10 protein-coding genes are annotated in these 12,462 nt (G+C 73.5%); 2 read left to right on the forward strand and 8 right to left on the reverse strand.

Translation table 11 applies throughout. From position 1 onward, the window contains the following. Positions 1–106 precede the first annotated feature (106 nt). A complete protein-coding gene (locus OIM89_RS18230; RefSeq protein ID WP_264491431.1) occupies positions 107–460 on the forward strand; it encodes a hypothetical protein in 354 nt (117 codons plus the stop codon). Between the two features lie 3 nt (positions 461–463). Here the strand turns inward: OIM89_RS18230 and abc-f are convergent, their stop codons facing one another. The 3 genes from abc-f to OIM89_RS18245 form a co-directional block, all read right to left on the reverse strand. Further along, entirely contained in the window at positions 464–2,140 is a 1,677-nt protein-coding gene (gene abc-f / locus OIM89_RS18235) for a ribosomal protection-like ABC-F family protein (protein WP_264491432.1), read from the reverse strand. Positions 2,141–2,353: 213 nt separating this feature from the next. Further along, positions 2,354–3,436 (reverse strand): EamA family transporter RarD, encoded by a 1,083-nt coding sequence (gene rarD / locus OIM89_RS18240; RefSeq protein WP_264491433.1) that lies wholly within the window; start codon positions 3,434–3,436, stop codon positions 2,354–2,356. Positions 3,437–3,570: 134 nt separating this feature from the next. Continuing rightward, positions 3,571–4,443 (reverse strand): SDR family oxidoreductase, encoded by an 873-nt coding sequence (locus tag OIM89_RS18245; RefSeq protein WP_047464424.1) that lies wholly within the window; start codon positions 4,441–4,443, stop codon positions 3,571–3,573. 195 nt (positions 4,444–4,638) lie between these two features. On the opposite strand from OIM89_RS18245, the gene OIM89_RS18250 reads away from it, so the two are divergent. After that, the gene (locus tag OIM89_RS18250) at positions 4,639–4,983 is read left to right on the forward strand and encodes a winged helix-turn-helix transcriptional regulator (protein ID WP_051727176.1); all 345 of its coding nucleotides are present in this window, start codon (positions 4,639–4,641) and stop codon (positions 4,981–4,983) included. Between the two features lie 79 nt (positions 4,984–5,062). On the opposite strand, the gene OIM89_RS18255 is transcribed toward OIM89_RS18250, so the two are convergent. The 5 genes from OIM89_RS18255 to OIM89_RS18275 all read right to left on the reverse strand — a co-directional run bounded on the left by OIM89_RS18255 (position 5,063) and on the right by OIM89_RS18275 (position 12,260). Further along, entirely contained in the window at positions 5,063–6,148 is a 1,086-nt protein-coding gene (locus tag OIM89_RS18255; RefSeq protein WP_030697595.1) for a 2-oxoacid:ferredoxin oxidoreductase subunit beta, read from the reverse strand. Continuing rightward, complete coding sequence (locus tag OIM89_RS18260) at positions 6,141–8,129, reverse strand: 2-oxoacid:acceptor oxidoreductase subunit alpha (RefSeq protein ID WP_264491434.1); 1,989 nt, start codon at positions 8,127–8,129, stop codon at positions 6,141–6,143. Before OIM89_RS18260 ends, OIM89_RS18255 begins: the two co-directional genes overlap by 8 nt. Before the next feature lie 334 nt (positions 8,130–8,463). After that, on the reverse strand, positions 8,464–9,135 hold the full coding sequence (locus tag OIM89_RS18265) for a response regulator transcription factor (RefSeq protein ID WP_026048070.1): 672 nt from the start codon (positions 9,133–9,135) through the stop codon (positions 8,464–8,466). Between the two features lie 395 nt (positions 9,136–9,530). Next, positions 9,531–10,880: a sensor histidine kinase gene (locus tag OIM89_RS18270; RefSeq protein WP_030697593.1), complete on the reverse strand. Its 1,350-nt coding sequence runs from the start codon at positions 10,878–10,880 to the stop codon at positions 9,531–9,533. 180 nt (positions 10,881–11,060) lie between these two features. Beyond that, positions 11,061–12,260: a sensor histidine kinase gene (locus OIM89_RS18275; protein WP_047464435.1), complete on the reverse strand. Its 1,200-nt coding sequence runs from the start codon at positions 12,258–12,260 to the stop codon at positions 11,061–11,063. Between the last annotated feature and the right edge of the window lie 202 nt (positions 12,261–12,462).

Consider the following 12,462-nt stretch of genomic DNA (forward strand, 5'->3'; position numbering starts at 1 on the left):
GAGCGTGGGGTGAACGGTGCGAACGGGCGTGCGCGGGGCGCGCGGACGTCCGGGTACGGTTCGGGCAACCGCTGTGGGGGGCCCGGCGGAGGAAGGGGGGGACGACATGCCGGGTGTGGGTGTGCGCGTGGACGGTCAGGTGGCGGGGGCCGGGCGGTGTGGGTGGCAGATGACCGGGGTGGCCAATCTCTGCCTGGGCGTGATCGGGCTCTTCCCCTTCTTTCTCCTCTCGGTCTACGTGTCCAACCTGGGCCTCGCCGGCGGCGCTCCGCTCGGCTGGACGCTGGTCGTCGTCCCGTTGACCGTCGGCTACGGCGCCCTCTGGTTCCTGGTCAACCGGGGTCTGCTGAAGCTCACCACCCCCGCGCACGCCCGGCGCCACTGGTGGCTCGCGGCCCTGCTGACCAGCGCCCCCACCCTCTCCCTGCCGGTGGGCGCGCTGGTCAGCGGCGCGTTCTGAGGCTCAGCCCGCCGACGCCGTCACCCTGCCGCCCGCCAGCTCCAGCCGCCGCCCGCTGAACCGTTCCCGGAAGCGCCGGTCGTGCGAGACGACGACGACCGCGCCCGCGTACGCCTCCAGTGCCTCCTCGATCTCCTCGACCAGGGTGAGCGAGAGGTGGTTGGCCGGTTCGTCCAGGACGAGCAGGTCGGCGGGGCGGGAGACGAGCCGGGCCAGGGAGAGCCTGCGCCGCTGCCCGGCCGAGAGCGCGGGGACCGGCACGGTCAGGTCGTCCTCGCGGAAGAGGCCGAGTTCCAGGAGTTCGGCCGCGTACTCGTCGGGGTGGCCGGGGCGGCCCGCCGCGTACGCCGTGAGCAGCGGTACGGGGGCAGGGACGACGGCCAGTTCCTGGGCGAGGTGGGCGATGCGGGTGCCGGGAGCGCGTTCGACCGTGCCGGCGTCGGGGCGGAGGGCGCCGGAGATCACCCGGAGGAGGGTGGTCTTGCCCGCGCCGTTGGGGCCGGTGACCAGCAGGCGGCCGCCCGGTCCGACCTGGAGCGCGTCGACGTGGAGACGGTCGGCGACGCGTACGCCGGTGAGGGTCAGCAGCGGCGTGGCCGCCTTGAGGGCCCTCCCGGCCGGGTCGGTGTGCGGGGTGAGGGCGGCGCGGAAGCGGAGGGGTTCGGGCGGGGGCGGGACGGGGGAGGTGTGGAGCCGGGTGAGGCGTTCGCGGGCGGCCCTGACCTGGGCCGAGAGCTTGTTCTCGGAGGAGCGGCGGTGTTTGCCGAACCCCTCGCCGGGGTCGCGGCCGGTGGTGGCCAGGCGGTGGCCGGCCGCCGCGACCAGTTCCTCGGTGCGGGCCAGCTCGGCCACGTACTCCTCGTGCTCCTGGGCCCAGCGGCGGCGGGCGGCGGCCTTGGCGCGGCGGTAGCCCTGCCAGCCGTCGCCGTAGCGGGTGACGGCGCGGGTGTCGCGGTCGACCTCCAGGATCGTGGTGGTCACCCGCTCCAGGAACGCGCGGTCGTGGGTGACGGTGACCAGCGTGCCGCGGTGGGCGCGGAGCCGGTCGGCGAGCCAGTCGGTGGAGCGGTCGTCGAGGTGGTTGGTCGGCTCGTCGAGGAGGAGCAGTTCGGGGGCGGCCGCCAGGACGCAGGCGAGCGCGAGGCGGGACTGCTCGCCGCCGGAGAGCGAGCCGAGCGCCCGGTCGCGGCCGAGGTGGCCGAGGCCCAGGTGGTGCAGGGCGGTCTCGACGCGGGTGTCGGCCTGGTAGCCGTCGCGGGCCTCGAAGGCGGCGAGCAGTTCGCCGTACTCGGCCAGCTCGCGGCCGCCGGCGTCGCCGAGCCGTTCCCCGGCCGCCTGGAGCCGGGTTTCCAGCTCCCGCAGGTCGGCGAGGGCGTCGTCCACGGCGTCCTGGACGGTGAGGTGCGGCGGCAGGTCGAGGGTCTGGCGGAGGTGTCCGGTGCCGCCCGGCGCGACGACGGTGACCTCGCCGGAGTCGGGCGTCTCGGCCCCGGCGATCAGCTTGAGCAGCGTCGACTTGCCGGAGCCGTTCTCGCCGATGACCCCGGCGCGTTCACCGGGGCGGACGGTCAGCGAGACCTGGTCGAGGACGGCCCGCTCGCCGTACGCCTTGGAGACGTCCTTCAGGGCGAGCTGGGCGGAACGGGCGGGGGAGACGGGGGCGTGGGTGCGCGAAGGCATGAGTGTCCCTGGGATGCGTACGGCCGGTGGGCGCGGAAGATCGCGTTCCGGCATGCCCGGGCGCGCCGACGGCCGTTTTCGTCCTCAGGGGGCGACGGACGCGCGGCTTCGCTCACGGGCGCGGAACGCGCTCGCGCTCAGCGGAAGTAGTAGTACGAGTACGTACGCATACGGCCAGGCTAACGGGACCGGGCCGAGGCGGGCCAGCGAGTTTCAGGGCCGGGGTGCGGGGTCCTCGGCGGCGGCCACGATCTCCGGGCCGGGGGCCTCCTCGACGGAAGCGGAAGCGGAAGCGGCGAGCGGTGCCGTGGCCGGGGCCTGCGGGAGCTGGGCGGCCAGTTCGGCGGCGCGGGCCCGGTTGGTGCGGGCGGTGCGCAGGGCGTCCCAGGTCAGCAGGGTCAGCGCCAGCCAGACCAGGCCGAAGCCGGCCCAGCGCTCCGGCGGCATCGCCTCCTTGAAGTAGAGGACGCCCAGCGCGAACTGGAAGACCGGCGCCAGGTACTGGAGCAGCCCCAGCGTGGAGAGCGGCACCCGGATCGCCGCCGCGCCGAAGCAGACCAGCGGCACCGCCGTCACCACCCCGGTCAGCGCCAGCAGCACCGCGTGCCCGCCGCCCTCGGTGCCGAAGGTCGACTCGCCGCGCGCCCCGAGCCAGAGCAGGAAACCGAGGGCCGGCAGGAACTGGATGGCGGTCTCGGCGGCCAGCGACTCGACGCCGCCGAGGTTCACCTTCTTCTTGACCAGGCCGTATGTGGCGAAGGAGAAGGCCAGGACGAGGGAGATCCAGGGCGGCTGCCCGTAGCCGAAGGCGAGGACCAGCACGGCGGCGAGGCCGGTGCCGACCGCCGCCCACTGGGCGGGGCGCAGCCGCTCCTTGAGGAGCAGCACGCCCATGGCGATGGTGACCAGCGGATTGATGAAGTAGCCGAGCGACGCCTCGACCACGTGGTTGTTGTTGACGGACCAGATGTACAGGCCCCAGTTGACCGTGATCACCGCCGCCGCGACCGTCACCAGAGCGAGCCGCTTCGGCTGGCGTATCAGCTCGCCCGCCCAGCTCCAGCGGCGCAGCACCAGCAGGACCACCCCGACCACGACCAGCGACCACACCATCCGGTGGGCCAGGATCTCCCCGGCCCCGGAGGGCATCAGCAGCGGCCAGAAGAGGGGCACCAGGCCCCACATGCTGTACGCGGCGATGCCGTTGAACAGCCCGGCACGGCTCGACAGGGCGCCCTCGGCGGGCTCCCCGGGCGCGGTCGGTGCGGGTGCGGCGGATGACGACGACGGCTTCACGGGCCCTCCAGCGGCGACGCGGCCGACTGTCCAGCGCGGCCCTCAGCCGAATGTAACGCCGCCCGCCCGGGCTGTCATGTCCGTATCGCGATACGGTCCTGACAGTCCCGGCGGAGGGGTGCGGAGAGTGCTGGTCAGCCCTTCAGGGCGGCCACCGCGTCGGCGACGGTCTCCGCTATCGGGGTGGTCGGTCGGCCGATGAGGCGGGCCAGGTCGCCCGGGGTGGCGGCGAGCAGACCACGGCCGACGGCGCGGTCCACGTCGACGAGGATCGCCGCCAGTTCCTCGGGCAGGCCCGCGCCGGTGAAGATCGCCAGGTGGGCGTCGGCCGGGATCTCGCGGTAGGCGATCTCGCGCCCGGTGGCCTCGGAGACCAGGGCGGCGTACTCCGGCAGCGACCAGGCGGTGTCGCCGCTCAGCTCGTACGCGGTGTTCAGGTGGCCCTCGCCGGTCAGTACGGCGGCAGCGGCGGCGGCGTAGTCGGCGCGCGGGGCGGAGGCGATCCGGCCCTCGCGCGGGGCGCTGCCGGTGACGGCGCCGTGCTCCAGGGCGGTGGCCAGCTGCTCGGTGTAGACCTCGGAGTACCAGCCGTTGCGCAGCAGCGTGTACGGCAGGCCCGACTCCAGGATCAGCTTCTCGGTGACCTGGTGCTCGCGGGCCAGCTCGAAGTCGGCCTCGGGCCCGCCGAGCACGCTGGTGTACGCGAGCTGGGCGACGCCCGCGCGGCTCGCGGCCTCGACGACCGCGGTGTGCTGCGGGACGCGGCGGCCGATCTCGCTGCCGGAGATGAGCAGCACCCGGTCCCCGGCGTGGAAGGCGGCCTCCAGCGTCTCGGGTCGGTCGTAGTCGGCGAGGCGGACCTCGATGCCGAGCGCGGCCAGCGGGGCGGCCTTCCGCTCGTCGCGGGCGAGGGCCGCGATCTGGCCGGCCGGTACGCCGCCGCGCAGCAGCTCGTCCACGACGAGGCGGCCGAGCGATCCGGTGGCTCCGGTGACGACGGTGCTCATGGGGGTGCTCCTTGGAGTGCGGGGTGTGGTGGGGCGGGGGAGCGTGGTGGGGCGCTCCCTGCTCACTCACTCTAAGGCGGGCACTTTCGATTCGTAAGTACCCACTTCGGAGTAAGGTACTGGGGTGAGTGAAAGTGTCCGGGAGAGGGAGGCGTGGCCGTGGCGCAGCCGGCGGGGCCCGATGTGAACAGCCCGATGTGCCCTTCGCGCTCGATCCTGGAGCACGTCACGAGCCGCTGGGGGGTGCTGGTGCTGGCCGCGCTCGCCGAGCGGACTTACCGCTTCAGCGAGTTGCGGCGGGCGGTCGGCGGGGTCAGCGAGAAGATGCTCGCGCAGACCCTCCAGACGCTGGAGCGGGACGGCATCGTCCACCGCGACGCCCACCCGGTCATCCCGCCGCGCGTCGACTACTCCCTCACCCCGCTCGGCCAGGAGGCCGCCGACCTCGTCCACGCCCTCGCCCGCTGGACCGAGGGGCGCGTACCGGAGGTGGAGGCGGCGCGGGTCGCCTACGACGTGCGCCGGGCGGAGGCGCCGTAGCGGCCGCCCGGGACACGGCGACGGGCCGGGGCGCGCCCAGCGGCGTGCCCCGGCCAGTGGCAGGTGGTGGTGGCGGGGGTCAGCCCGCGACCGTCCAGGTGTCGTTGCCTGTGAGCAGGGCCGACAGGTCGCCCTGGCCCTGGCGCTCGACGGCCTCGTCCAGCTGGTCGGACATGAGGGTGTCGTAGACCGGGCGGTCTGCGCTGCGGAAGACGCCGATCGGCGTGTGGTGCAGCGTGTCCGGGTCGGCCAGCCGGGAGAGGGCGAAGGCGGTCGTCGGCGAGGCGTTGTGCGCGTCGTGGACGAGGATGTCCGCCTCGTTCTCCGGCGTGACGTCGACGACCTTCAGGTCACCGGTGGCCGGGTCGCGGACGACGCCCTTGGCCTGGTCGACGCCGAAGCGGATCGGCTTGCCGTGCTCCAGGCGGATCACGGCCTCCTCCGCCTGCTGCTTGTCCTTGAGGACCTCGAAGGCGCCGTCGTTGAAGATGTTGCAGTTCTGGTAGATCTCCACCAGCGCCGTGCCCGGGTGGTCGGCGGCGGCCCGCAGCACCTCGGTGAGGTGCTTGCGGTCGGAGTCGACCGTGCGCGCGACGAACGACGCCTCGGCGCCGATCGCCAGCGAGACCGGGTTGAACGGCGCGTCCAGCGAGCCCATGGGCGAGGACTTGGTCAGCTTGCCGACCTCGGAGGTGGGCGAGTACTGGCCCTTGGTCAGCCCGTAGATCCGGTTGTTGAAGAGGAGGATCTTGAGGTTGACGTTGCGGCGCAGGGCGTGGATCAGGTGGTTGCCGCCGATGGAGAGCGCGTCGCCGTCACCGGTGACCACCCAGACCGACAGGTCGCGGCGCGAGGTGGCCAGGCCCGTGGCGATGGCCGGGGCGCGGCCGTGGATGGAGTGCATCCCGTAGGTGTTCATGTAGTACGGGAAGCGCGAGGAGCAGCCGATGCCGGAGACGAAGACGATGTTCTCCTTCGCCAGCCCCAGCTCCGGCATGAAGCCCTGGACGGCGGCGAGGACCGCGTAGTCGCCGCAGCCCGGGCACCAGCGGACCTCCTGGTCGGACTTGAAGTCCTTCATGGACTGCTTGGCCTCGCTCTTGGGCACCAGCGACAGCGACTGGAAGGAGCGAGGGGCGTCCGCGGCTGTGGTGGCGTCAGCCATCGAGGGCCTCCTTGAGCGCGGTGGCGAGCTGCTCGGCCTTGAAGGGCAGGCCGGTCACCTGGGTGAAGGACTGGGCGTCGACGAGGTACTTGGCCCGGATCAGCGAGGCGAGCTGGCCGAGGTTCATCTCGGGGATGACGACCTTGTCGTACCGCTTCAGGATCTCGCCGAGGTTCTTCGGGAACGGGTTGAGGTGGCGCAGGTGGGCCTGGGCGACGTACTCGCCGTCGGTCCGCAGGCGGCGCACGGCCGCGGCGATCGGGCCGTAGGTCGAGCCCCAGCCGAGGACCAGCAGGCGGGCGCCGCCGGACGGGTCGTCGACCTCGATGTCCGGCACCTCGATGCCGTCGATCTTGGCCTGCCGGGTGCGGACCATGAACTCGTGGTTGGCCGGGTCGTAGGAGATGTTGCCCGTGCCGTCCTGCTTCTCGATGCCGCCGATGCGGTGCTCCAGGCCGGCCGTGCCGGGCACGGCCCACGGGCGGGCCAGCGTCTCGGGGTCGCGCTTGTACGGCCAGAAGACCTCGGTGCCGTCCTCCTGCGTGTGGTTCGGGCCCGTGGCGAACGGGGTGCGCAGGTCGGGCAGGGAGTCGGTCTCCGGGACGCGCCACGGCTCGGAGCCGTTGGCCAGGTACCCGTCGGAGAGCAGGAAGACCGGCGTCCGGTACTCCAGCGCGATCCGCGCCGCCTCGATCGCCGCGTCGAAGCAGTCGGCCGGGGTCTGCGGGGCGACGACCGGGACCGGCGCTTCGCCGTTGCGGCCGTACATCGCCTGGAGCAGGTCGGCCTGCTCGGTCTTGGTGGGCAGGCCGGTGGAGGGGCCGCCGCGCTGGATGTCGACGATGAGCAGCGGCAGCTCCAGGGAGACCGCCAGGCCGATCGTCTCCGACTTCAGCGCCACACCCGGGCCGGAGGTCGTCGTCACCGCGAGCGACCCGCCGAAGGCGGCGCCGAGCGCGGCCCCGATGCCCGCGATCTCGTCCTCGGCCTGGAAGGTCCGCACGCCGAAGTTCTTGTGCTTCGACAGCTCGTGCAGGATGTCCGAGGCCGGCGTGATCGGGTACGAGCCGAGGTACAGCGGCAGCCGGGCCTGCTGCCCGGCGGCGACCAGGCCGTAGGAGAGCGCCAGGTTCCCCGAGATGTTCCGGTAGGTGCCGGTGGGGAAGGCCGAGGCGGCCGGGGCGACCTCGTAGGAGACGGCGAAGTCCTCGGTGGTCTCGCCGAAGTTCCACCCGGCGCGGAAGGCGGCGATGTTGGCCGCCATGATGTCCGGCTTCTTGGCGAACTTCGACTTCAGGAACTTCTCGGTGCCCTCGGTCGGACGGTGGTACATCCACGAGAGCAGCCCGAGCGCGAACATGTTCTTCGAGCGCCCGGCGTCCTTGCGGGAGAGGTCGAACTCCTTGAGCGCCTCGACCGTCAGGGTGGTCAGCGGCACCGGGTGGACGCTGAAGCCGTCCAGCGAGCCGTCCTCCAGCGGGGACTGGGCGTACCCGACCTTCTGCATGGCGCGCTTGGTGAACTCGTCGGTGTTGACGATGATCTCCGCGCCGCGCGGCACGTCCGCGATGTTGGCCTTGAGCGCCGCCGGGTTCATCGCGACCAGGACGTTCGGGGCGTCGCCCGGGGTGAGGATGTCGTGGTCGGCGAAGTGCAGCTGGAACGAGGAGACGCCCGGCAGGGTGCCTGCGGGGGCGCGGATCTCGGCGGGGAAGTTGGGCAGGGTCGAGAGGTCGTTGCCGAAGGAGGCCGTCTCCGAGGTGAAGCGGTCACCGGTCAGCTGCATGCCGTCGCCGGAGTCGCCCGCGAAGCGGATGATCACCCGGTCCAGCTTGCGGACCTCCTTGGCCTCGGCCTGCTGACCGCTCTCCGGCGACGGGCCGGACGCGCCGTCCTGACCGGCGCCCGGCAGCGGCGGCCGCTGTTCGGCGACAACGGCGCCGTCGGCCTGCTCGGCTGTGCTACTGACCTGGCTGGTCACGGAACTGGTCCTCCCGTCGGGGCAGTGTGGTCTCCCCGCCGCGGGGCAGGGACAGCAAGGGAAGCGCCGGCCCGTCGGCTCTCCCGTGGACCACCCTACGTCGGTAAGGGTGGCCTTCCTCGGGCTGCTCGCATGATGGACGGGCAGGTGAGACGGCTTCCCGAGGCACTTTGTACGGCTATGTAAGCATCCGCGCTCCCGTTTACGCCTCCGCGCTCCGGCGCGCACCTGGTTCTTTCGTCCCGGGCTGGATCAGCCCTGAAGGCTAGGTCCTCCGGCCGTCGGGCCGTCCCCCGGGCGTCCACCAGGACGCCCGCACCGGCCCCGGCGGGGGTCAGGAGTTCAGGTAGGTGAGCACCGCCAGCACCCTCCGGTGGTCGCCGTCGCTCGGCGAGAGGCCGAGCTTCTGGAAGATGTTGCTCACATGCTTCTCGACGGCGCCGTCGCTCACGACCAGCCGGCGGGCGATGGCGGCGTTGGTCCGGCCCTCCGCCATCAGCTCCAGCACCTCCCGCTCGCGGGGGGTCAGGACCGCCAGCACGTCCTGCTTCCGGCTGCGGCCCAGCAGCTGCGCCACCACCTCCGGATCGAGGGCCGTGCCGCCCCTCGCCACCCGCGCCACCGCGTCCACGAACTCCCGGACCTCCGCCACGCGGTCCTTCAGCAGATAGCCGACGCCCCGCGTCTCCCCGGCGAGCAGCTCCACGGCGTACTGCTCCTCCACGTACTGCGACAGGACCAGGACCCCGACCTGCGGGTGGGTCTGCCGCAGCAGCACCGCCGCCCGGACGCCCTCGTCCGTATGGGTGGGCGGCATCCGCACGTCGGCGACGACCACGTCCGGCAGGTTCCCCTCCGCGCCCAGCTCGTCGATGGTTTTCAGCAGGGCCTGCGCGTCCCCGACCCCCGCGACGACCTCGTGTCCCCGGTCGGTGAGGAGCCGGGTCAGCCCCTCCCGCAGCAGGACCGAGTCCTCCGCGATGACCACCCGCACCTTGTCCTCCACCGCACCTGCTCCCTGCACACCCACGTCCTGCGCCCCCCGCTCGTCCCGGTCGACCCCGACCGCCGCGGCCTCGTGCCCCGGCGGCCCGTACAGCATCCCAGGGAACGCCGTCGCGCGTCGGCGGGCGGCCGGAACGGTGGACGGCCGGGGGATTGTGGACAACTTCCTCGCTCGCACGGGTGAACCCGGGCCGGACCGCCACCCTCCGGGTGTGGGCGGCGAGCGGCGCGGGGAGGAGCGCCCCGAACGGACGGTTACACAGAGTGACGACGAGGGTGGGGGTGGCTGTGGTGGGCCGGAAGAGCTGGGCGGGTGTGGCGGGGACGTGGTGGGCGTGGGCGCGAAGGGCGGGGGAGCGGCAGGGGAGCGGGCTGCGCCCCGGCCGGGCCCGGTGGTCAGCTCTCCCGCCACGGAATCTCCGCCGTGACCGTCGTCCCGGTGCCGGGCGGGGAGTCGACCACCAGGACGCCGTCGACCGCGTCCATCCGCCGTGCCAGGGAGGCGAGCCCCGTCCCGGCCCCGGGATCGGCGCCGCCCGTTCCGTCGTCCGCCACCTGGAGCATCAGGTGGGGCCCGGAGCGCCAGGCGTCGACCCGGGCCGACCGCGCCCCGCTGTGCGCGCCGACGTTCTGGAGCAGCTCGGAGACGGCGAAGTACGCGATGCCCTCCACCGCCGGAGCCGGGCGGTCCGCCAGATCCACCTGGACCCGCACCGGCACCGGGCACCGCGCCGCGAGGGCGGAGAGCGCCGGGCCCAGGCCCCGGTCGGTGAGGATCGCCGGGTGGATGCCCCGGGCCAGGCCCCGCAGTTCCTGGAGGACCGACTTCACCTCACCGTGGGCCGCCGCCACCAGGCGGGCCGCCGCCTCCGGGTCCTGCGTCAGCTTGGCCTTGGCCAGCCCCAGTTCGCTCTCCAGCCCCTCCAGCCGGGCCTGCGCCCCGTCGCGCAGCTCCCGCTCGATCCGCCGCAGATCCTCCGCGGCGGTGTCGACCACCACACCCCGGTCCGACTCCAGCTCGGACACCCGGTGCTCCAGCCGCGACGGCCCCAGCAGCCCCGTCACCAGCAGCCGGTCCACCGTGGTCAGCCCCCGGATCAGGTACGGCACGAGCAGTGTCATCACCAGGCCGATCCCGGCGGCCAGAGCGATCTCCGGGGGCGAGTCGAGGTAGATCTCCCGGTGCTCGTCCCCGTAGAGCTGGATGCCGGGCACGTCCGCGTACCGGGGGAAGACCCACTGCCACAGCGGGTACGTCAGCATCGCCCAGCCGTACGCCCAGACGGGCACGGCCAGGCAGAAGGTGAACACCGCCCAGGGGAAGTGCAGGAAGGCGTAGAGGAGGTGGCGCCAGGACTCGCCGCTCTTGATCACCGAGGTCATCCAGCCGAGCACGCCCGGCTTGCGCCCCCGCAGCGGACGCGGTTCCGCCACCCGGGCCCCCAGCAGCGCCCGCGCCCGGGCCCGTTCCAGCACGCCGATGCCCCGGCACCCGGCGAGCCCCAGGGCCAGGACCGGCACGCCGACGAAGGTCACCAGGAGGCCGGCGCCGAGCGCCAGCGTCGTCACCGCGTAGACGAAGGTGGCGGTGGCGATCGGCAGGCTCAGCCAGATGTAGCCGAACGCGCGCCAGGTCCGGGCCGCGAACGGGCCGCCCAGGAAGGCCGGCGGCCGCTGCCCCCGCCCCGGCCGGGAGAGCGCCGAACTCTCCCCGGCCCCGCCCGTGTGCCCGTACTCCGTGGCCATCCGTTCGCCCTCTCCCGCGCTCGCTCCCGGCCGTCCGGTCGTCCGGCCGCACCGCCTTCTCCCGGCGACCTCACCAGCTTCGCCGTGCCCGCCGGGCGGAGCCATGGAGCACGTGGGGGTCTTCGTACGGGGGTTTTCCCTACCCCCGTCCGTGCGGGGCAGGGGAGCCGGCGCCCCGCGTCAGGGCTGCTCGGTGGCGGGCCTGGCACGCCAGGGGAGTTCCGCCGTGGCCACCGTCGGGCCGCCCTCGGGGGAGGCCAGCGTGAAGACGCCGTCCACCGCGTCGAGGCGTTCGGCGAGCCCGGACAGGCCGGTGCCGCCGGCCGGCCGCGCGCCCCCGCGCCCGTCGTCCTCCACCCGCAGCAGGAGCCGGTCGCCGGTGCGCCACACGTCGACCGAGGCCGAGCGGGCCCCGCTGTGCTTGCTGATGTTCTGGAGGAGTTCGGAGACGGTGAAGTAGGCGATGCCCTCGATGGCCGCCGCCGGACGCTCGGGGAGGTCGACTGCGGTCTTCACCGGAACCGTGCACCGACCGCCGAGCGAGGAGAGCGCGGCGCCCAGACCCCGGTCGGTCAGGACCGCCGGGTGGATGCCGCGCGCCAGGTCCCGCAGCTCCTGGAGGGCCAGCTTCACCTCGCCGTGCGCCTCGTCGACCATCGCCGCCACCGTCGCGTCGGCCGTCCCCTCGGCCAGCTTCTCCTTGGCCAGGCCCAGCCCCATCGCGAGGTTGACCAGCCGCGCCTGCGCCCCGTCGTGCAGATCCCGCTCGATCCTGCGCAGGTCCGCCGCGGCGGTGTCGACCACCACGCCCCGGTCCGACTCCAGTTCGGCGATCCGCCGCTCCAACTCGTCGGAGGGGGAGAGCAGCCCGCGCACCATCGCCCGGTCGGCGTCGGCCAGCAGCCGGACGAGGAACGGCAGCACCGGCCACAGCACGAACAGCCCGACCAGCGTCAGCGAGAAGGTGAGGACACCCCACGGCAGCCGCATCAGCGAGAAGAGCATCGCCCGCCAGCCGACCGGGTCCCGCAGCGCCTGCCACACCGCGCTCAGCCCGCCGCCCTTCCCCCGGGGCAGCCGGCTGGGTTCGTCCACCCGTACGCCCAGCAACCGCCGCGCGCGCCCCCGCTCGAACCGGCCCAGCAGCCGCGCCCCGCCGAGCGCCAGCGCCAGCAGCGGCAGACCGATCACGGTGACGGCCAGGCCGCCGCCGAGGGCGAGCAGGGTCACCGCGTAGACGAAACCGACGATCGTGCACGGCAGGTTGGCCAGGAGATAGGCGATCTCCCGCCAGGTCCTGCCGTCCAGGGCGAGGGACGGGCGGGGAGGCGTCGGCTCGCCGGACGTGCCGGGGGCGCTCTCGGTGGTCGGTGTGCTCATGTCTGCCAGGGTCCCCCGCAGCGGGGGCGGCCCGCCATGAGGTGCGCCGGTCGCCGTGCCGGGGGTTAACCCCACCCCTCCTTCGGCCCGCGGGCGTCCTTCGGCCCGCCCGGGACACGGGCGGGCTGCTTACCGCATCTTTAGCAGGCCCTAGACTCCCGTGCGTACAGATCGTCGGACGCACGGCGTCAGGGAACACGGG

It is taken from the genome of Streptomyces sp. BI87 (assembly GCF_025957665.1).
GTDB lineage: Bacteria > Actinomycetota > Actinomycetes > Streptomycetales > Streptomycetaceae > Streptomyces > Streptomyces albidoflavus.